This window comes from Flavobacterium rhamnosiphilum (assembly GCF_004349195.1).
GTDB classification, from domain to species: Bacteria; Bacteroidota; Bacteroidia; order Flavobacteriales; family Flavobacteriaceae; genus Flavobacterium; species Flavobacterium rhamnosiphilum.
Genome location: NZ_SMLG01000002.1, coordinates 59,833 through 79,152, shown reverse-complemented (window position 1 = coordinate 79,152; position 19,320 = coordinate 59,833). Strand labels below are relative to the sequence as shown.

At 33.4% G+C, this 19,320-nt stretch carries 17 protein-coding genes; 9 read left to right on the top strand and 8 right to left on the bottom strand.

Annotated elements, in window-relative coordinates; all coding sequences use genetic code 11:
- Positions 1 to 58: 58 nt before the first annotated feature.
- Both aroQ and E0I26_RS04000 read right to left on the bottom strand, forming a co-directional pair.
- Positions 59 to 472, bottom strand: a complete 414-nt coding sequence (aroQ, locus tag E0I26_RS04005) for a type II 3-dehydroquinate dehydratase (protein WP_131915213.1) — start codon at positions 470 to 472, stop codon at positions 59 to 61.
- A gap of 77 nt (positions 473 to 549) precedes the next feature.
- On the bottom strand, positions 550 to 1,113 hold the full coding sequence (locus tag E0I26_RS04000) for a porin family protein (RefSeq protein ID WP_131915212.1): 564 nt from the start codon (positions 1,111 to 1,113) through the stop codon (positions 550 to 552).
- Positions 1,114 to 1,438: 325 nt separating this feature from the next.
- Here E0I26_RS04000 and E0I26_RS03995 point away from each other — a divergent pair, with 325 nt between their 5' ends.
- From E0I26_RS03995 to E0I26_RS03975, 5 genes are all read left to right on the top strand, one after another.
- A complete protein-coding gene (locus E0I26_RS03995; protein WP_131915211.1) occupies positions 1,439 to 1,963 on the top strand; it encodes a hypothetical protein in 525 nt (174 codons plus the stop codon).
- A gap of 215 nt (positions 1,964 to 2,178) precedes the next feature.
- Positions 2,179 to 2,673, top strand: a complete 495-nt coding sequence (locus E0I26_RS03990) for a hypothetical protein (protein WP_131915210.1) — start codon at positions 2,179 to 2,181, stop codon at positions 2,671 to 2,673.
- 442 nt (positions 2,674 to 3,115) lie between these two features.
- Complete coding sequence (locus E0I26_RS03985) at positions 3,116 to 3,709, top strand: outer membrane beta-barrel protein (RefSeq protein ID WP_131915209.1); 594 nt, start codon at positions 3,116 to 3,118, stop codon at positions 3,707 to 3,709.
- Between the two features lie 78 nt (positions 3,710 to 3,787).
- Complete coding sequence (xerD, locus tag E0I26_RS03980; protein WP_131915405.1) at positions 3,788 to 4,684, top strand: site-specific tyrosine recombinase XerD; 897 nt, start codon at positions 3,788 to 3,790, stop codon at positions 4,682 to 4,684.
- Positions 4,685 to 4,875: 191 nt separating this feature from the next.
- Positions 4,876 to 6,402 carry a PAS domain-containing sensor histidine kinase gene (locus E0I26_RS03975; RefSeq protein WP_131915208.1) on the top strand — a complete coding sequence of 509 codons (1,527 nt, stop codon included), beginning with the start codon at positions 4,876 to 4,878 and terminating at the stop codon, positions 6,400 to 6,402.
- A gap of 113 nt (positions 6,403 to 6,515) precedes the next feature.
- Here the strand turns inward: E0I26_RS03975 and rny are convergent, their stop codons facing one another.
- From rny to E0I26_RS03955, 3 genes are all read right to left on the bottom strand, one after another.
- Positions 6,516 to 8,078: a ribonuclease Y gene (rny, locus tag E0I26_RS03970; RefSeq protein ID WP_131915207.1), complete on the bottom strand. Its 1,563-nt coding sequence runs from the start codon at positions 8,076 to 8,078 to the stop codon at positions 6,516 to 6,518.
- A gap of 207 nt (positions 8,079 to 8,285) precedes the next feature.
- The gene (locus tag E0I26_RS03960; RefSeq protein ID WP_131915206.1) at positions 8,286 to 8,579 is read right to left on the bottom strand and encodes a cell division protein ZapA; all 294 of its coding nucleotides are present in this window, start codon (positions 8,577 to 8,579) and stop codon (positions 8,286 to 8,288) included.
- An 8-nt stretch (positions 8,580 to 8,587) separates the two neighbouring features.
- Positions 8,588 to 8,878 (bottom strand): hypothetical protein, encoded by a 291-nt coding sequence (locus E0I26_RS03955; RefSeq protein WP_131915205.1) that lies wholly within the window; start codon positions 8,876 to 8,878, stop codon positions 8,588 to 8,590.
- 174 nt (positions 8,879 to 9,052) lie between these two features.
- Between E0I26_RS03955 and E0I26_RS03950 the strand changes: the two genes are divergently transcribed.
- The 4 genes from E0I26_RS03950 to E0I26_RS03935 all read left to right on the top strand — a co-directional run bounded on the left by E0I26_RS03950 (position 9,053) and on the right by E0I26_RS03935 (position 14,785).
- Complete coding sequence (locus E0I26_RS03950; protein ID WP_131915204.1) at positions 9,053 to 10,750, top strand: M23 family metallopeptidase; 1,698 nt, start codon at positions 9,053 to 9,055, stop codon at positions 10,748 to 10,750.
- Between the two features lie 12 nt (positions 10,751 to 10,762).
- Positions 10,763 to 13,234 carry a TonB-dependent receptor gene (locus E0I26_RS03945; protein ID WP_131915203.1) on the top strand — a complete coding sequence of 824 codons (2,472 nt, stop codon included), beginning with the start codon at positions 10,763 to 10,765 and terminating at the stop codon, positions 13,232 to 13,234.
- Positions 13,235 to 13,273: 39 nt separating this feature from the next.
- Positions 13,274 to 13,825, top strand: a complete 552-nt coding sequence (locus tag E0I26_RS03940) for a hypothetical protein (protein ID WP_131915202.1) — start codon at positions 13,274 to 13,276, stop codon at positions 13,823 to 13,825.
- A gap of 237 nt (positions 13,826 to 14,062) precedes the next feature.
- The gene (locus E0I26_RS03935; RefSeq protein ID WP_131915201.1) at positions 14,063 to 14,785 is read left to right on the top strand and encodes a hypothetical protein; all 723 of its coding nucleotides are present in this window, start codon (positions 14,063 to 14,065) and stop codon (positions 14,783 to 14,785) included.
- A gap of 11 nt (positions 14,786 to 14,796) precedes the next feature.
- Here the strand turns inward: E0I26_RS03935 and E0I26_RS03930 are convergent, their stop codons facing one another.
- The 3 genes from E0I26_RS03930 to E0I26_RS03920 all read right to left on the bottom strand — a co-directional run bounded on the left by E0I26_RS03930 (position 14,797) and on the right by E0I26_RS03920 (position 19,210).
- Entirely contained in the window at positions 14,797 to 15,498 is a 702-nt protein-coding gene (locus E0I26_RS03930) for a DUF2971 domain-containing protein (RefSeq protein WP_131915200.1), read from the bottom strand.
- 82 nt (positions 15,499 to 15,580) lie between these two features.
- Positions 15,581 to 17,407, bottom strand: coding sequence for an ABC transporter ATP-binding protein (locus E0I26_RS03925; RefSeq protein WP_131915199.1), 1,827 nt, complete (start codon positions 17,405 to 17,407; stop codon positions 15,581 to 15,583).
- A gap of 75 nt (positions 17,408 to 17,482) precedes the next feature.
- Positions 17,483 to 19,210 carry a phospho-sugar mutase gene (locus E0I26_RS03920; RefSeq protein WP_131915198.1) on the bottom strand — a complete coding sequence of 576 codons (1,728 nt, stop codon included), beginning with the start codon at positions 19,208 to 19,210 and terminating at the stop codon, positions 17,483 to 17,485.
- Positions 19,211 to 19,320 lie beyond the last annotated feature (110 nt).

Below are 19,320 nucleotides of genomic sequence, written 5' to 3'. Positions count from 1 at the left end.
AGAGGGTATTAATTATTTGTTAAACATTTATAGGAATATTTTTATTTTATTTGGGGAGCTACAAGAAAGATTGTATGGCCAATTCATAACTTTTTAAACCAAAACCTAGAATAACTCCTTTTGCATTTCCAGAAATATATGATTGGTGTCTGAAACTTTCACGCGAAAACGTATTCGAAATATGCACTTCAACAACAGGAGTTGTAATGGCTTTTATAGCATCGCCAATGCCAATGGAAGTATGGGTATAGGCACCGGCATTTAGAATAATACCATCGTATGAAAAGCCAAATTCCTGAATTTTATCGATTAATTCTCCTTCGATGTTGCTTTGGAAATAGGTCAATTCCAGGGCCATATATTTTATTTGTAAAGAGGTAAAATACTCTTCAAAAGTTTGACTACCATAAACCTCGGGCTCACGTTTGCCTAAAAGATTAAGATTTGGTCCGTTGATGATGATGATTTTCATAGTTCTGTTTTTGTAAAAATAAAAAAACCGTTCCAATTTAAGGAACGGTTTTGATAAATTTAATTTTTTATTGTAATTTAGAACGTAAATCCAGCTGATACTTGAACAACAGAGTTCTTAACTTCGGCATCTTTTGAAGCTTCAGTTAGTCCTAATACATAACGACCTTGTAGAAAAAAGTTTTTAGTAATATTAAGACCTAAGCCTCCAGCCAATCCAAATTCAAAAGTTTCGGGATCTTTGATATTAGCATTCTTTCTTTCGCTCAATAAAAAAGAAGCTTGCGGTCCAAGATCTAAACTAACTGTTTTATTCAAATGAAATTTTGCCAAAACCGGAATAGATAAGTAACCCAATTCATTTTTAAATTCTTCTCCTGCATTTTCATAGCTTGCTCCTTGAGTAGAATACAATAATTCAGGCTGAACAGAAAAACCATCGGTTAACTTAATCTCGGCTACTAAACCAGCGTGGTAACTGGTAATGGCATCCTTATTATAATTGGAGCCGTTTATCGTAATATCACTACCAGTTTGATTGGCGTAGTTTAAACCAGCTTTAATTCCAAATTTAACTAATTGAGCTTGCATAGTACTTGAAATAGCGAGCAGTAAAACGGTAACTAAAATTGTCTTTTTCATAATATTGTTTTTAATTATTGTTCTTAATTTGAACCTGCAAGATAAAACTCTTAAAGTATAGAAATATTATAATTTTATATTTTTTACTTATAATATTCACTTCCTTTTAAAATCAAGTTCATGCTGTTTTAAGCAGCTGATTAAGTCTGTTTTTTTAGGCTAAATCAGTTGAAAATACCGTAAATAGCTTTAAATCAGCTATTTAAATGTTAGTTTTTATTGTTTTTAATCGGATTAATTTGATTTTCAACGAGTTTCATTGATTAATAAGTGATTCTATAGATGATTTTTTAACTTTGGGGATATAAATTTTAAATGATATATCATGAAAAAAATTATTTTAACGGCAGCTGCAGTATTCACATTTGGATTTGCAAATGCTCAAGACAAAAAAATGGACAACAATGGTGGTCAAACCTCAGAAGGGAAATGGCTGATTGAAGCTAACACTGGTTCATGGACTACCGGAAATACTTCGTTCTCTTTACTTTCTGTTGATGGCAGTGACACTGCTTGGTCAGTTGGTATAGAAGGGGGATATTTTGTTATAAAAGATTTAGCTATAAAAGCAGGTCTTGGTTACTCAGATAATGGTTTTGATTACACTCCTTTTAATTACAAAATAGGGGTTAAATATTACATCGCAAGTCAGTTTCCAGTTGGAATTGATTTTACAGGAACTTCTGGTGATGGGGATAATGCCAACTGGATTGGTTTTCAAGGTGGTTATGCTTGGTTTGTTAGTGATACTGTTTCAATCGAGCCTGCGATTCGTTATAACGCAACTCTTGATGAAAACAAAGCAGATAATGCCTTTCAAGGGTTAATTGGTTTCGCCTTGCATTTCTAATTTTTTTATTACATATAATATTTCTAAGCCTCCTAATTTGGGAGGCTTTTTTATGGTAAATTTTACTCAATTTGTAACAAAATCGATAATTTTTGGATGATAAAAACTATAGGAATAGACTGTTAGTAATTCTGTTTATAACTTGCGTTAGTAAGAATTTTATGCCGATATAATTGTTGTACTTTTATTTGAATTAACAATTAAAACAAAACAACATGAAAAAAATTATTTTATCGGCTGCGGCTGTATTTGCTTTTGGATTTGCTAATGCGCAAGAAGGAAATTTTAAATTAGGAGCACACGTTGGTTTGCCAATGGGGGACTTTAAAGATTCTTATTCTGTGAATTTGGGTGCTGATGTAGCTTACGTTTGGAATGTTGCAGATAAATTTAGTGCGGGTGTTACAACAGGGTATACTACTTATTTAGGTAAAACAATTGGTTCTGGTGTTGGAAGTTTCGAAGTTCCTAACGCTGGATTTATACCATTAGCTGCTACAGGGCAGTATTCAATTTCTGATGATTTATTTTTAGGAGCTGATTTAGGGTATGCAATTTATGCTGGTAGCGGCGATGGAGACGGCGGTTTCTTATACCAACCAAAGTTTGGTTATCAAACTGAAAAATTTGAAGTTTATGCAGGATACAAAGGAATTTCTAATAATGGAACACTTTCTTCAATCAATTTAGGGTTTAACTACAAATTCTAATATTTCATAAAAATAATAAATTCTAAGAGCCTCCCAATTTGGGAGGTTTTTTGGTTTTTATGCTTTGTATTTTAACCGTTTGTTAGGTTTATTTTTTTGTTTGGACAAGAACATCTTTATGTGGAATTAGATTGCGATAGTCTTGAAATAAAATATTTTTTTTTGCTTTATGACAATAGAACATTAGATATAAAAATGCTTTTTTATGCTTTAAATATAAGTATGTACGTGTTAAAACAATATGTTTTTTTAGCGCTGTGTATCACTAAATTTAGTGATACAGGGTGGTTTTAATTTATTATTTATCAAGATGTTAGTGTGTTTGAAATAAAAAAATGAATTATTGATATGTAAGATTTATTTTAATTATTTAATAAAAAATCATATGTTTTAATAAGATGTTAGTTACATTTGATGCGTTAATTAAAACAAACAAAAAAACATGAAAAAAATTATTTTGACGGCTGCGGCTGTATTTGCTTTTGCCAATGGTTATTCTCAAACGGAGGGTGGATTTAGAGTTGGTTTAGATTTAGGTTATACAATTCCTTCAAATGGGGGAGGAGGAATATTATTCTCTATTGAGCCTAAATACAACATCAAAGACAATATGAATGTCGGCTTACGCATTGGTGCTGCTGCTATGGTTCGAGATATTAAAAGTGAAGGAGATACAGAGAGTGCTAAAGTTTCAGCTAATGGCTCTTACGTGGGGACTTACGATTATTATTTTAATAAATCTGGAAAATCTTTTGTCCCTTATTTGGGAGGTGGTGCAGGATATTATTCTATAGCAAATGTTGAGATTAACAATGGAGATAATAATGATGAAATAGCATTAGATGCGAATGGAAAAATGGGAGGATTGTTAAGAGGAGGATTCGAATGGGGTAAATTTAGAATGGGATTGGAATACAATCTTGTACCAAAATCTACCTTGCAAGATATTAATGGAGCGGATTTAGGAACTATTTCAAATTCTTATTTAGGAATTCATCTTGGTTTTTATGTTGGTGGAGGAAAATGGGGAAAATAGTCCATTTCTTTTATAGTTCTTATAAACCACGCCAGAGGCGTGGTTTTTTATGCCTAAAAAATGCTTTTCTTTGTAAACATGAATTGGAGTTCATACATCAAAAGTTATCAGTCTTATTTGAGAATCGAACGGGGTTTGTCAAAAAATACTATCGAAAACTATTCTTTCGATATAGAACGTCTGTGTCTTTTTCTTATAGAAAATGGAATAGAAGTTTCGCCGATACAGATAGAGGAAGAAACACTGCAACAATTTATTTACAGTGTTTCAAAGGAAGTCAATCCACGTTCACAAGCCAGAATTATATCAGGCCTTAAAAGTTTTTTTGGCTATTTGATATTTGAAGATTACCGATTAAACAATCCATTAGAACTCATTGAAACGCCCAAAACAGGCAGGAAACTTCCAGATACGTTAACGGTCGATGAAATTGACAATCTTATTGCGGCGATCGAATTAAGATCTAATGAAGGGGAACGCAATCGCGCCATGCTTGAAACCCTTTATGGTTGTGGATTGCGGGTTTCAGAATTAGTTTCCCTAAAAATTTCCGATTTATTCTTTGAGGAAGGCTTTGTCAAAATAACGGGTAAAGGAAATAAGCAGCGTTTTGTGCCCATAAGTGATTTGACACAGAAATACATTCAAATCTACAGGAATACTATTCGGACGCATAGTACTGTTCAAAAAGGTTTTGAAGATACGCTCTTTTTAAACAGAAGAGGAAAACAGTTAACCAGAGCTATGATTTTTACTATAATTAAAAACTTGGCAGTCAAAATAGATTTGAATAAAACCATTAGTCCGCATACTTTACGCCATTCTTTTGCAACACATCTTTTAGAAAATGGTGCTGATTTACGTTCCATACAGTTGATGCTTGGTCATGAATCGATAACGACAACAGAAATATACGTGCATCTTGACCGAAAGTTTCTGACGCAAGTTCTAAATTCCTTCCATCCCAGAAAATAATATTTTGTTTTATAATTGCTAATTCAGCGCTATTTAGGAAAGAAAAGGTTTACGGATCGAATCTAAAATAAAATTTCTAAAGATTCAGCTTAACTTCTTATTAAATTGGTGCGATTTTATTGTTAATTTGACGGTTTAATAAAAAATATAATCTAAATTGTTGGCATATTCAAATGATATAAAAAGTAGTTATGGTTTTTGATTTTCCCCAAAACGAAAATTGCCAAGAGGTAAATGATTTTTACAATAAATTATTTAATGAGATTCCAGATTTAATTTTTGAATTTGTGATTGCTCCTGACAATACCTATTTATTCCCATTAGTGAGTAAATCGGTAAACGATTTTTTTGAGTTGTCTTCGGATCATTTTTTTGACAGTGACAAATTCCTTGTCTATGACAGGATATTTGAGGCGGATCGATTGTCGTTTTTTCAATCATTGGTAAACGCAAAACGAAACATTACAAGATGGGATTTTGAGTTTCGGGTTTTATTACCTGAAAAGGGATTGCGTTGGCTTAAAGTTTCATCAAAACCAGAATTATATCCTGATGGGAATATTGCTTTTTATGGAAGAATTTCAGATGTAACGGACTTAAAAGAACAGGAAATCAAACTTAAAATTTCTGAAGAGCGTTTTAAATTTGCTTTGGAGGCCTCTACAGCAGGAGTCTGGGATTGGGATTTAACGACCAACAAAGTTTTCTATTCCTCACAATCGATGAAAATCCTAGAGCAGGAATCTTTGGATATTTTTGATAATCCGGAACGTTGGGATGAAATTGTGCACCCTGATGATTTAGAAAAATATTATTCTGAAATCCATGATCATTTTGAGAATAAAATACCTTTTTATGAAAATTACCACCGTGTTTTAACGTCAAGCGGAAAATACAAATGGATTTTAGATAGAGGAAAAGTAATTGAGCGTGACGCAGATGGGAAACCATTAAGGGTTATAGGAACGCACACTGATATTTCTTCCCAAAAAGAAAAAGAACTGGAGTTAATAAAAACAATGGAATTGTATAGTCAGCAAAATAGCCGACTATTGAATTTTTCACATATTGTATCGCATAATCTAAATACACAAGCAGGTAATATTAAATCACTTTTAGATATTATAGATGCCGATGATAATTTAGAGAGCAACAAAGAAATGTTGGTCCATTTGCGCACTGTTTCGAATGATTTAAACGAGACAATAGCAAATTTGACCCAATTGGTGTTAATACAAAGTAATTCGAACATTCCGATTAAATCATTGAACTTGAATTTATATTTAAATAAGACTTTGGATTTGATCAAGAATTTAAAAAATAAAAATCAAGTTACCATTATAAATGAGATTCCTGATGGAGCTTTTGTGGATTTTAATCCGGCTTATTTAGAAAGTGTTTTGTTGAATTTTACAACAAATGCCATAAAATACTCGAATCCTAATAAAACCATTGAGATAAGATATTCTTTCTCATTGGAAAATGGAAAAAAAACGTTGTCGATTTCAGATAATGGATTAGGTATCGATTTGAAAAAATATGGGGATTCTCTTTTTGGGATGTACAAAACATTTCACAAGCATGAAGAAGCCAGAGGATTAGGATTGCACATTACAAAGAATCAAATAGAATCGATGAAAGGGACTGTTTCGGTTGAAAGTGAAGTAGGAGTAGGAACTACTTTTAAGATCGTTTTTAACGATAGCTTGAATGATTAATTAGCTAATTTCGATAATAGAAAGCATATTTTAAAGATATTCTACTTTCTATATAATGCAAAAAAAAAACTTCTCAGTGATGAGAAGTTTTTTTATATATGTAATTCAATAAATTATTTAGCAATATTCACGGCTCTTGTTTCACGAATTACAGTTACTTTAACTTGTCCAGGATACGTCATCTCCGTTTGGATTTTTTGGGAAATATCAAAAGATAAGTTAGCCGCATTTTCATCAGAAACTTTTTCGCTCTCCACAATTACACGAAGTTCTCTTCCCGCTTGAATTGCATAAGCGTTTTTCACACCGCTGAATCCGTACGCGACTTCTTCAAGATCTTTTAGACGTTGAATATAAGAATCCAATACTTGTCTTCTCGCTCCTGGTCTTGCACCTGAAATAGCATCACAAACCTGAATAATTGGCGATAATAATGATTTCATCTCTATCTCATCGTGGTGTGCTCCAATAGCGTTACAAACCTCTTCTTTTTCGCCGTATTTCTCCGCCCATTGCATTCCTAATAATGCGTGTGGTAAATCACTTTCGGCATCTGGAACTTTACCAATATCGTGTAATAAACCGGCTCTTTTAGCGAGTTTTACGTTTAGACCAAGTTCAGCAGCCATGATTCCACAAAGCTTAGAAACTTCACGGGAGTGTTGCAATAAATTCTGTCCGTAAGAAGAACGGTATTTCATACGTCCTACCACTTTAATCAATTCAGGGTGTAATCCGTGAATTCCTAAATCGATAACGGTACGTTTACCAACTTCTATAATTTCATCGTCAATTTGTTTAGCAGTTTTTGCAACTACTTCTTCAATACGAGCCGGGTGAATTCTTCCGTCAGTTACTAATTTGTGTAATGCCAAACGTGCAATTTCTCTACGTACAGGATCAAAACAAGAAAGGATAATAGCTTCCGGCGTATCATCTACAATGATTTCAACTCCAGTTGCAGCTTCCAGCGCACGGATATTTCTACCTTCACGACCAATGATTCTTCCTTTTACGTCATCAGATTCAATGTTGAATACCGAAACACAGTTTTCTACTGCTTCTTCCGTACCAACTCTTTGAATGGTATTGATGATTATTTTTTTCGCTTCTTGCTGTGCCGTCAATTTTGCCTCTTCAATAGTATCTTGAATATGAGACATTGCTTTGCTTTTTGCTTCCGCTTTCAGTCCTTCTACCAATTGATCTTTAGCTTCTTCAGCAGATAAACCAGAGATAACTTCCAATTGTTGCAATTGACTTTTATGTAGTTTGTCAACTTCAGCTTGTTTCTTATCTAGGTTTTCAATTTTAGTGGTGTATTCTAAAGTTTTAGATTCAAAATCATCATTTACTTTTTTAGCTTTTGATAATTCATTAGAAATTTGAGATTCTTTATCGCGAACTCTTTTTTCTATTTCGGCAACTTTTTTATCACGGGATAAAATAACTTGTTCGTGTTCTGATTTTAATTCAATAAATTTCTCTTTTGCTTGAAGAATTTTATCTTTCTTTATGTTTTCAGCTTCCAGATTAGCATCTTTCAAAATGGATGATGCTTCTTTTTTTGCGTTTTTAATTAAGTTTGAAATATTGCTTTTTTCTATCAGTTTGGCAATACCAAAACCTCCCGCAATACCTATAATTCCTGAAATAATAATCGTTAATATGTCCATGTTTGTTAAAATTTATATATAAAAAAAGCCTACATTAGGTTGCTTGTATAAACTCGGAAAGACAAGTTTTGAGCTAACTCGTTGTTCAAGCTTCCGTACTTAAACGGCTTGCTATAGTAACGATGATTTGCTCATTCTAAATTGTTAGTGTTGAGTTTACCAAATATGAACTAATGTAGGCAGTATCTTAGTTTTTGTAAAGAACGTTTATTTGTCGAGATATTGATCTAAAATCGAATTGATTTTTTTAATTCTTTCGATGGTTGCTTCTCCATCTATGGCATTATCAATTTGTTTTTGTTCCGTTTGTGAAGCAAATTGTAAAGCACACATTGCCAATACATCTTGCTTGTCACGAACCGCGTAATTTTCTTCAAATTGCTTGATCATCTTATCAATTTTTTTCGAAGCGCTTCTAAGGCCTTCTTCCTGAGAGAAATCAACCGTTAACGGGTAGACTCTGTCTGCGATTGATATTTTAATTTTAAGCTTTTCGTCCATATCTTTTATTAATCTGATAGCTGTGCTATACAGTAATCAATTTCGCGAATTAATGAATTTATTTTAAGCTTCGTATCTCTTTTATTATCGTCACTGCCTAGTAATGTATTTGCTACTTTGAGTGTTTCATACTGCGTTTTTAGCGCTTCAATCTCTTGTGATTGAGTTTGTATTATGGATGCAGTTTTTGTTAATTCGTTTTTCAAATCTTGATTATTTTTCTCCAAACCTTTCATTTTTGTGAAAAGTTTTTCAATCTTATTTTCAAGAGTATCAATAATTTCTGCAATTGCACTCATTATATATCTTATTCATTACATAATCATACAAAGTTAGTATTCCTTTTTAATTTTGCAATATTTTATTATTTTTTTTGCATTAAATTAATTAAATATCAGTTTTACAAATGGTTACGGACTATTTTTTTTAGTGCTGTTTTGAATACTTTTTTTATCTTAGCAAAAATGTAAACGATGAGATTTTCTGTGTTTTTTTTATTTTTTTGCACTTCTGTTTTTGCACAAGTTGATTATCCAAAAGATTATTTTAGTTCACCATTAGATATTCCGATGCAATTATCCGGTAATTTTGGAGAGTTGAGACCCAATCATTTTCATGCCGGTTTTGACTTAAGAACGCAACAAAAAGAAGGATTTAAAGTGTACGCAGTGGCCGATGGTTATGTGTCAAGAATAAAGATATCTACTTTTGGAAACGGAAAAACAATCTACATCACTCATCCTAATGTATATACATCTGTTTATGGGCATTTAAAAGTGGCCAATGGTGAAATAGAAAACTATATCAAGAAAACGCATTATAAAGAGCAATCATTTGAAATTGAAATATTTTTGAAGCCAGATGAAATGGTGGTGAAAAAAGGAGAAATCATTGCTTTTTCTGGAAACACCGGAGCGTCAGAAGGACCGCATTTGCATTTTGAATTTCGGGATTCCAAAACAGAGTTTATAATCAATCCGTTGCTTTTTGGGTACAATAAATTTTTAAAAGACACTAAGAAACCTGTTGTTTCTGGAGTTTATGTGTATCCTTTAGATTCGAAAACTACGGTCAATCATTCGAAACGACCTTTATTACTGAATGTTTCATTGCAAAAAGACGGAACCTATTTGTCAGATAAAGTAGTTGCAAATGGTATGATAGGTTTTGGAATTTCGGCTTATGACACTGATGATGTTTCGTTCAATAATAACGGAGTGTATAAAGTACAGTCTTTTTATAATGGGAAACCAAACTTCGGATATGAATTCAATACGTATTCATTTGACGACATGCGTTATATCAATGCGCTAATCGATTATTCGAGATATAAGAAAATGCAACAACGGGTTCAGAAATTATTCATGAAAAACCCTTATAATTTGAGTATCATCCAAGCCGATGAAAATAAAGGAGTGCTACAAGTAACTCCGAATTTAGCATCGCTGTATCGCATTGAAGTTTCGGATTTCTTTGGAAATAAAAAAACAATAGCCATTCCTGTTCAATATGATTTATTGACTACAATAATCAGTCCTGAGCCAGTGCAATCGAATTATTTTGTGAAAGCCAATAAAGACAGCAATTTTGCCTTAGCAAATATGTCGGTTTTCTTTCCTGCAGGAACTTTTTACGAAGATTTTGATCTGAATTTTGAGGTGAAAAATGACACGTTATTTTTACACGACGATACTGTTCCTGCTCACACTAATTTTACGGTTTCAATTGAAGACACAAAATCTACTGAAGCGCAAAGAGAAAAAATGTTCATTGGCAGAATCGAAGGAAGAAAAATAAATTACAATCCAACCTATAGAAAAGACAGCGTTTTCAATACAAAGGTTAAAATTTTAGGAAAATATGCTTTAGTTGCAGATACTATTGCACCAAAAATAAGCATGGCCGTTCCCGTAGAAGGGAAATGGATCAGCGATCAAAAAACAATTCAGCTTTCTATTTACGATGACGTGTCAGGTATAAAATCATACAACGGCTATTTAAATGGAAAATGGGTATTATTCGAATATGATAATAAAACCAGAAAACTAATTCATTATTTCAGTGATGGAATTGTTGCTGATGGTGCCAATGATTTAAAAGTTGTGGTGATTGATAATGTAGGAAATTCAACTACCTTTGAAACTCGTTTTTTTAGAAGCCAAAAAAAATAAAAACCAAATCATTTGAACACTAATAAATTAATTTTTGTTTTCTTTTTTTGCTTCATAAGCCTACCTTTATTGGCCCAAACGGCTAGAATAAAAGGAGTCATTTTAGACAAAAACAATCAACCGGTAGAAAACGTAAATGTTTCTTATTCCAGTATTGGCACTCAATCCAATAAAAATGGATTTTACGATATAAAAGTTCCCGCGAACCAAAAAGTAACGTTAGTTTTTACGCATGTCTCGTTAAAAAAAATAACGATAATTTTTTCTTTGGATTCCAACGAACAAAAGGAGTTTAACCCAGTGATGAGTGATCAGGAAGAACAAATGGGTGAGGTGATTGTGACATCCAATAACCGAAAACTGATTCAGGGTGTTGCAACAATTGAGCCTGAAATGATCCGAAAAATCCCAGGAGCAAATGCAGGTATCGAAAACATTTTAAAAACCTTACCGGGAGTAAATTCTAATAATGAATTGAGTACGCAATACGCCGTACGCGGTGGAAATTATGACGAGAATTTGGTTTATGTGAATGAAATTGAAGTTTATCGTCCGTTTCTTATTCGGTCGGGACAACAAGAAGGGTTGAGTTTTACCAATACGGATTTAATTCAGAATGTTGATTTCTCGGCAGGAGGCTTTCAAGCTAAATTTGGGGATAAATTATCGTCTGTATTAGATATTACCTACAGAAAACCGGTTAAATTTGGCGCAAGCCTTGAAGCTAGTTTTCTTGGCGGAAGCCTTTCCGTTGATGCCGTTTCCAAGAATAAAAAATGGTCTGCGGTTACGGGAGTTCGATACCGCAACAACAGCCTTTTAGTAAAAAGTCAAGAAACTCAAACGAACTTTACGCCATCCTTTGCGGATATTCAAACCAATATAAATTATCAGGCTTCTGCAAAATGGCAATGGAGTTTTCTTGGGAATATTTCTCAAAATAAATACCAATATCAGCCATTAACCAGACAGACTAATTTTGGAACGATAGATAATCCTATGACACTTACTGTTTTTTATGAAGGTCAGGAAAAGGATAAGTACGATACATATTTTGGAGCTTTAAAAACAACTTTCAATGTTTCGGATAACTTTACTTTGAAATTTATTGGTTCTGTTTTTCATACTTTAGAACAAGAATATTTTGATATTTTCGCCCAATACCGTTTAGGCGAAGTGGATTCCAGTATTGGATCAGAAACCTTTGGAGAAGTCGCTTTTACAAGAGGAATTGGTTCTCAGCTGAGTCATGCCAGAAATGATTTGGATGCCTTAATTGTAAATACAGAGATAAAAGGATTCCACGATTGGAAAGAAAACCAATTTGAATGGGGAATAAAATATACGCGAGAATCCATTCGTGACAGAATAATAGAGTGGGAGGTAATTGATTCGGCTGGTTTTTCATTGAATCCACCAATTATTGATTTGCCTAAAAATGACCAGCCGCATTCGCCTTATACCGGACCGCTTGTTCCGTATCAAAATATCCGAGCGACTAATTTTAACTCCATCAATAGATTTTCAGGGTATGGTCAATGGAGTTTAAAATCAAATATTGGTACGAGTAAAGTTTGGTATAATGCCGGCTTGCGTATGCACAATTGGGAAGTTACAGGCTCTACTATAACAGAAAAATCTCAAATCACGTTTAGTCCAAGAGCACAATTTGCCATAAAACCAGATTGGGAGAAAGATATGGTTTTTAGACTTTCGGGAGGATTATACCATCAGCCGCCATTTTACAGGGAATTAAGAGATGCGGATGGAATGGTGCAACTCAATACCAAGGCGCAACAATCTGTTCATTTTGTTTTTGGAAATGATTATAGTTTCAAAATGTGGGATCGTCCTTTCAAGTTGGTTTCGGAGTTGTATTATAAATCGCTGACAGATGTAAATACGTATACGATTGACAATGTTCGCATTCGTTATGCAGCCAACAATAATGCAACAGCGTATGCACAAGGATTAGATGTTCGCTTGAATGGGGAATTTGTACCCGGAACCGAATCGTGGTTTAGTTTTGGTTATTTGAAAACAGAAGAGAACAGTAATGATAAAGGATATATTGCCAGACCTACAGATCAAAGATTAAAATTTGGGCTTTTGTTCCAAGATTACATGCCTAATATTCCAAGTATAAAATTGTACTTGAATTTGGTTTACAATACTGGATTGCCGGGAGGTTCGCCATCCTATGCTGATCCTTATTTGTACCAAAATCGATTGAATGATTACCGCCGTGTGGATGTTGGTTTCTCTAAAGTTTTTATAGATAACACTACAAAAAAAGAGAATAATACGGGTTGGTTCAAAAACTTTAAAGAATTGGCGATAGGATTAGAGATTTTTAATCTTTTCGACAATCAAAATGCCATTACGAATACTTGGGTTCGGGATGTGTATTCTAAAAATCAATATGCGATTCCTAATTACATGACCACTAGAGTTTTTAATTTGAAATTGACTGCGAAGTTGTAATAGAAAAGTTAGCGGCAAGTAACTCCAAAAAATAAACATATGAAAATTAGAATCTTAATAATCATAACAGTGATTTTCGTCTCATGTAAAAAAGAACTTAAAAAAGAAAATCTAAACGTTGAAAATCATAAAACTGACACAACACAAATATTAAAAGATAAAGAGATTAAAAATAGTGACACAATTGTGATTTCAAAAAAACATAAAGTGAATAAAATAATTTGTGATTTAGATGGTGATGGAATAAATGAAAATATTGAAATCGTAAGAAGTACAAAAAACGCAAAAAGTGGTCTAAGAATAATCTTTGGGAATGGAAAAAGAACAGATTATTTAGGAATGGGAAATAATATCTTAGAACAAGGTTTTGACGAAATTGATTGGGCAGGAATATTTGAAAAAGCCACAAAAAATGAAATCTATTGGAATAATGTTAATGAGGATGGGGAATTATTATCCGAAGAAGAGATAAAAGATGTTGACAAAATAAAACTTATAAATGATGGAATATTTATGCACGCTGAAGAAAGTTGTGGAGGTGGAATAATCTATCTGAAAGACGGAAAATATGAATGGATACAACAAGAATAATTTGCCAGCCATTGATTGCGGTTTTAAGCTAGGGCAAAACTGAAACTTCTTTTCGTATATTTGGCTTGGATGAAAAACCGAAATTGAATTAAATAGAAATCCCCACCAGCTAAAAGCCGGCGGGATGATATAGGAACGTTTTTTAAGGTTTAAACCATTTCTATCTCACAAATCGTTTGCGGAATGCCATTACCATTTTTAAAAATGATTACATTTGAATTTTAATAGTACAACAACATGAAAAAACTACATATCATAATATTAGGAATCGCAATTTTGCTTTTAACGAGTTGTAAAGAGGAAATCGAAAAGCCAAAAGTAACTTATAATGGATCTAATAAAGGAAAAGAACTAGCCAAAGCTGATTCAACTCAAATACAAATTGCCGATTTGCCGCTTCAAATGGAAGGAACGGATTATTTGATTCATCCTGTGGCTGATTTAAGTATTCGTGAGAAAGGGATAAAATCGCGATATGGTTCTTCCAGCGTCAATGATTTGAGTTTTACCATTTCTAATTATGGAGAATTTGAAATTACCGGTTTTTTGCAAAATATAAAATTTCAAAAAGTAGATTCAGATTCCATCAGAAAATTGACTGATAAACCTGTTTTGATTCAAACAGCCACATATTTGAAGTCGGTTGCTGATAAAACCAATAATCAGATTATGGTGTACACGATGGTCGATATGGATACAAACAAAGACGGAAAATTAGATACAAGTGATATTAAAGCATTGTATTTAAGCGAAATTAACGGTAAAAAATTCACTAAGATATCGTATAATTTACAGGAATTAATAGATTGGAAATTGATAGAATCTAGAAATCGGTTGTACTACAGAACCGTTGAGGATACCAATAAAAATGGAGAATTCGATAAGAAAGATGTGGTGAATTACTACTATATCGATTTGTCAAAAAAGGAATGGAAAATAGTTGGTTACGAGCCAGTTTAGAAGCGATAATTTTAAATCAAAATATCACTTTCCAAGTCTGATTTTTCTATGGTGAAATCAAATCCCAGTTGTTTCACTAATTGAATGACCAGGTTTTTATACCAGTTTTCGGATTTAGGATGAATGTATATTTTTTCAATCAACTGATTGATATCTACATTGATTTTCAGTCCCTCATTGATTTTTATATCGCTTTCGCCAATGTCTGAAATGATACGAACTTCACGTTCATATTGAAAACTTTTTCGCTTGAACAAAAAAGGGAAAAACATATCGTCAAACGGAATGTGTTCTTTTTTGTAATCGATGTAATTTACTTCTCCAATATATTGATTGAAATTTGTTTCAGGACCAAGCGATTCCTGTAATCTGCCAATTGTGGATTGAATCGCTAAACCTTCACTGTTTTGCGTGAAAATCTGCCACATGGCAAATGATTCATATTCATTGATATGCCAACTGCTAATGGCTACTTTTTCCCGATGGGTTTTGTAAAAATTTAAAAAGTCAGGATTGTCAATGGAAAGTTTTTTTATTTCTTCAAAAGTTGGTTCGCTAAAGGTACCTTCATATTGATCTTCAAATTTATCCGATCGAGACATAAACAGCTTTTGTGACAACAACAAATCAAGAAATTTAGATAAGTCAAGGTATTTCCAAACAACAGTATTTGGATCTTCAGGAAGTTTTATGTTTGGATTGTTGATATACATTTTTTAAATTTAAAAATTTAAATTATTTAAAGATTTCGACTTTCAATAAAATCTTAAATCAAAAATCGTTAATCTGCAATCTTCATTCAAAGGACTGCATTGTCACTAATTTGTTATACGTGCCATTCAACGCAATTAGTTCATCATGTTTGCCTTGTTCTACAATTTTTCCCTTTTGCATCACTACAATCAAATCTGCTTTTTGAATAGTTGAAAGACGATGCGCAATGACAATTGAAGTTCTGTTTTGCATCATATTCTCGAGTGCCACTTGCACAAATTTTTCGCTTTCAGTATCCAATGCTGATGTTGCTTCATCGAGAATCATAATTGGAGGGTTTTTCAAAACAGCACGAGCAATTGATAATCGTTGTTTTTGACCACCGGAAAGTTTGTTTCCGCTGTCGCCAATATTAGTATAAATTCCAAGAGGCAAGTCTTTTACAAATTCGTATGCATTGGCAATTTTTAAGGCTTCAATGATTTCTTCATCGGTTGCGTTATGTTTGCCTAATGAAATATTAGCTTTAATGGTGTCATTGAATAAAATACTGTCCTGTGTTACTAATCCCATCAAATCACGAAGAGAATGTAAATTAATGTCCTTTATATCCGTTCCATCGATACTTATTGTTCCTTCATTGACATCATAAAAACGAGTCAATAAATTAGCAATCGTACTTTTTCCGCTTCCGGATTGTCCAACAAGAGCAACCGTCTGTCCTTTTTTTACTTCAAGTGAAAAGTGCTTTAAAACATTCTCATCTTCGTATTTAAAGTTAATGTCTTTAAGAACTATGTTAGCATCAAAAGAATCTTTTTTGATGGCATTGACTTTGCTTTTAATAGTGTTCTCCTGTTCTAAAATCTCTAAAATACGTTCTGCAGCCGCATTTCCTCTTTTGATGTTATAGGAGGCTTTTGAGATTGATTTAGCGGGAGTTAAGATATTGTACGCTAAACCCATATAGGTAATAAAAGCGGCTCCATTCAACGTTTTTTCTATCAAAACCATGTGACCGCCGTACCAAAGTAAAATAGCAATTACCATAATTCCCATAAATTCACTCATGGGAGAAGCTAAATTTTGTCGGTTTCCGATACTATTCGATAAGGTAAAAAAACGTTGTGTTGATTCTTTAAAAACACGATTGAAATATCTTTCGGAATTGTAGCCTTTTACAACTTTCAATCCCCCTAAAGTCTCCTCTATTGTAGATAAAAAGACTCCTTGTTCTTCCTGTGCACGAGTCGATTGCTTTTTTAGTTGTTTTCCAATAAGGGAAATAACATACCCTGAAATAGGAATAAAAATAAATACGAATAACGTCAATTTTGCGCTTATGGTAAGCATTGCAATTATCGTAAATAGTATAGTTAATGGCTCTTTTACAATAAGTTCAAGAATGGATAAGAAGGAAGTTTGTACCTCGTTTACATCGGCAGAGATTCTGGCTATAACATCACCTTTTCTTTTCTCTGAGAAAAAAGCCAAAGGTAATTCGAGTGTTTTTTTATACATCGCATTTCTCATGTCTCTCAAAATACCATTTCTTAGATAAGTGATGAAAAACATCGCTAAATAATCGGATAAATTTTTCAATAAAAATATGATGATAATTCCAGCCACCAATATCGATAAAGTATATCCAATTCCATTAGGATCAGTAATGGAAGTTAAGTAATAACTCAAAGAATCGGATAGATATTTTTTTAGTTCCCAAACTCCTTTATAAGTTGGAATTACATAATTTTTCTTTGATTGTCCAAATAATACATCCATCATTGGCATCAATGAAACAAAAGATAATGTTCCAAAAAGCGCATACAAAATATTGAAAAATATGTTGAGATAAGCGTACTTTTTATAGGGGATTATAAAAGAGAATATTTTTTTAAAATTGTTCATTTATGTTATTTTTTACCATTAAAACCCGACAGTTTTTTTACTGTCGGGTCTGTCTGAAAATCAATTTGTATTGAATTAGTTCAATTGCATTGATGCAATAATATTTTTTATTTTTTCGTCTAATGAACGTTCCACTTCCGTGAAATCGGCTACATCATAGAGCTCTGTATTTACACTGATATAGAATTTTATTTTAGGCTCTGTTCCACTTGGTCTGGCGCAAATTTTAGAACCGTCTTCCGTATAATAAATCAGTACGTTAGATTTTGGGATTTCCATTTTGGTTTCCTCGTCGGTAAGCAAGTTTTTAGCAATTGAAGATTGATAATCCTCCACCATAATTACTCTTTGCCCGTTGATTTCTTTCAATGGATTTTCGCGTAAATCAATCATCATCTGGTTAATTTCCTGTAAACCATCCATTCCTTTTTTAGTCAATGAAACTAAATGTTCTTTGTAAAAACCGTTGTCAACATACAGTTTCAGCAATTCTTTGTAAACAGTGCTTCCTTTGGCTTTGGCTTGAGCCGCAACTTCGCAAATCAATAAAGTGGCCGCAACTGCGTCCTTATCACGTACTGCATCGCCTACCATATAGCCAAAACTTTCTTCCCCGCCACCAATGAATTCCAATTCTGGAAAATCCTTAATCATTTTGGCGATCCATTTGAAACCAGTCAAACCAATTTTGCATTCAACATTGTAATTAGTGGCTAATTCCATCATCATAGGAGTAGAAACTATCGTAGAGCCCACGAATTGTTTACCATTGATTTTTCCCGCTTTTTTCCATTGTTCCAATAAAAAAGCAGTCATCAAAATCATGGTTTGATTTCCGTTAAGCAAGGTCATTTTGCCTTCGTTATTTCTAACCGCAACTCCCAAACGGTCACAGTCAGGATCAGTTCCAATAACAATATCCGAATTGGTTTTATCAGCCAAAGCCAGTGCCATCGTCAAGGCTTCCGGCTCTTCAGGATTTGGAGATTTTACCGTTGGGAAATCACCATTTGGAACTCTTTGTTCTTCAACAATATTCACGTTAGGATAACCCGCTTGCGATAATGTATCAGGAACTGACTTTATAGATGTACCATGCAAAGAAGTGAAAACAATATTCAGATTTTTTTTGGCTTCAGCCGAAGTCCCAAAACTGGCATTTTCGATAGTCGATTTAATAAAAGCTTCATCAACTTCCGTGTCAATATAGTGTATCAAATCGGCATTGGCAGTGAACTTGATTTGATTGTAATTTAAATTTTCAATACGATTAATAATTCCTTCATCTTCCGGAGGAACAATTTGTCCGCCATCTTCCCAATACACTTTGTATCCATTATATTCCGGTGGATTGTGTGATGCAGTAAGAACAATTCCGCATTGGCAACCTAAATGTTTAAGTGCAAATGACAGCTCTGGTGTTGGTCTCATATCCGAAAACAAATAAACTTCAATACCGTTAGCCGAGAAAACATCCGCAACTAATTTGGCCAAAGTATCACTATTATGACGACAATCGTAAGCAATAACCGCCTTCAAAGGCTGGTTAGGAAAAGCAGTATGCAAGTAATCCGAAAGTCCTTGCGTACTTTTTCCAAGCGTATATTTATTGATGCGATTGTTTCCAACACCCATAACTCCGCGCATTCCGCCCGTTCCAAATTCGAGATTTTTATAAAAACTCTCTTCCAGTTCTTTAGGAGATGTAGTCATCAATTCGGTAATTGCTTCCTGTGTTGTCGTATCAAATGTTGGTGTAAGCCATTCGTTTACTGCATCCAAAATGTTTTGTTTGATATCCATTCTATATATCTTTTCGTTTCTAAATTCGTAATTTAAATAGTGTTACTTCTGTTTTATAGGAGCTGTTTACTTTGTCAGTTCGCTACGCTCGTGTCCTGCTATCCGCTGTA

Coding starts and splice junctions, on each gene's coding strand:
- aroQ (WP_131915213.1), bottom strand. CDS start 472: ATGAAAATCATCATCATCAACGGACCAAATCTTAATCTTTTAGGCAAA.
- E0I26_RS04000 (WP_131915212.1), bottom strand. CDS start 1,113: ATGAAAAAGACAATTTTAGTTACCGTTTTACTGCTCGCTATTTCAAGT.
- E0I26_RS03995 (WP_131915211.1), top strand. CDS start 1,439: ATGAAAAAAATTATTTTAACGGCAGCTGCAGTATTCACATTTGGATTT.
- E0I26_RS03990 (WP_131915210.1), top strand. CDS start 2,179: ATGAAAAAAATTATTTTATCGGCTGCGGCTGTATTTGCTTTTGGATTT.
- E0I26_RS03985 (WP_131915209.1), top strand. CDS start 3,116: ATGAAAAAAATTATTTTGACGGCTGCGGCTGTATTTGCTTTTGCCAAT.
- xerD (WP_131915405.1), top strand. CDS start 3,788: ATGAATTGGAGTTCATACATCAAAAGTTATCAGTCTTATTTGAGAATC.
- E0I26_RS03975 (WP_131915208.1), top strand. CDS start 4,876: ATGGTTTTTGATTTTCCCCAAAACGAAAATTGCCAAGAGGTAAATGAT.
- rny (WP_131915207.1), bottom strand. CDS start 8,078: ATGGACATATTAACGATTATTATTTCAGGAATTATAGGTATTGCGGGA.
- E0I26_RS03960 (WP_131915206.1), bottom strand. CDS start 8,579: ATGGACGAAAAGCTTAAAATTAAAATATCAATCGCAGACAGAGTCTAC.
- E0I26_RS03955 (WP_131915205.1), bottom strand. CDS start 8,878: ATGAGTGCAATTGCAGAAATTATTGATACTCTTGAAAATAAGATTGAA.
- E0I26_RS03950 (WP_131915204.1), top strand. CDS start 9,053: ATGAGATTTTCTGTGTTTTTTTTATTTTTTTGCACTTCTGTTTTTGCA.
- E0I26_RS03940 (WP_131915202.1), top strand. CDS start 13,274: ATGAAAATTAGAATCTTAATAATCATAACAGTGATTTTCGTCTCATGT.
- E0I26_RS03935 (WP_131915201.1), top strand. CDS start 14,063: ATGAAAAAACTACATATCATAATATTAGGAATCGCAATTTTGCTTTTA.
- E0I26_RS03930 (WP_131915200.1), bottom strand. CDS start 15,498: ATGTATATCAACAATCCAAACATAAAACTTCCTGAAGATCCAAATACT.
- E0I26_RS03925 (WP_131915199.1), bottom strand. CDS start 17,407: ATGAACAATTTTAAAAAAATATTCTCTTTTATAATCCCCTATAAAAAG.
- E0I26_RS03920 (WP_131915198.1), bottom strand. CDS start 19,210: ATGGATATCAAACAAAACATTTTGGATGCAGTAAACGAATGGCTTACA.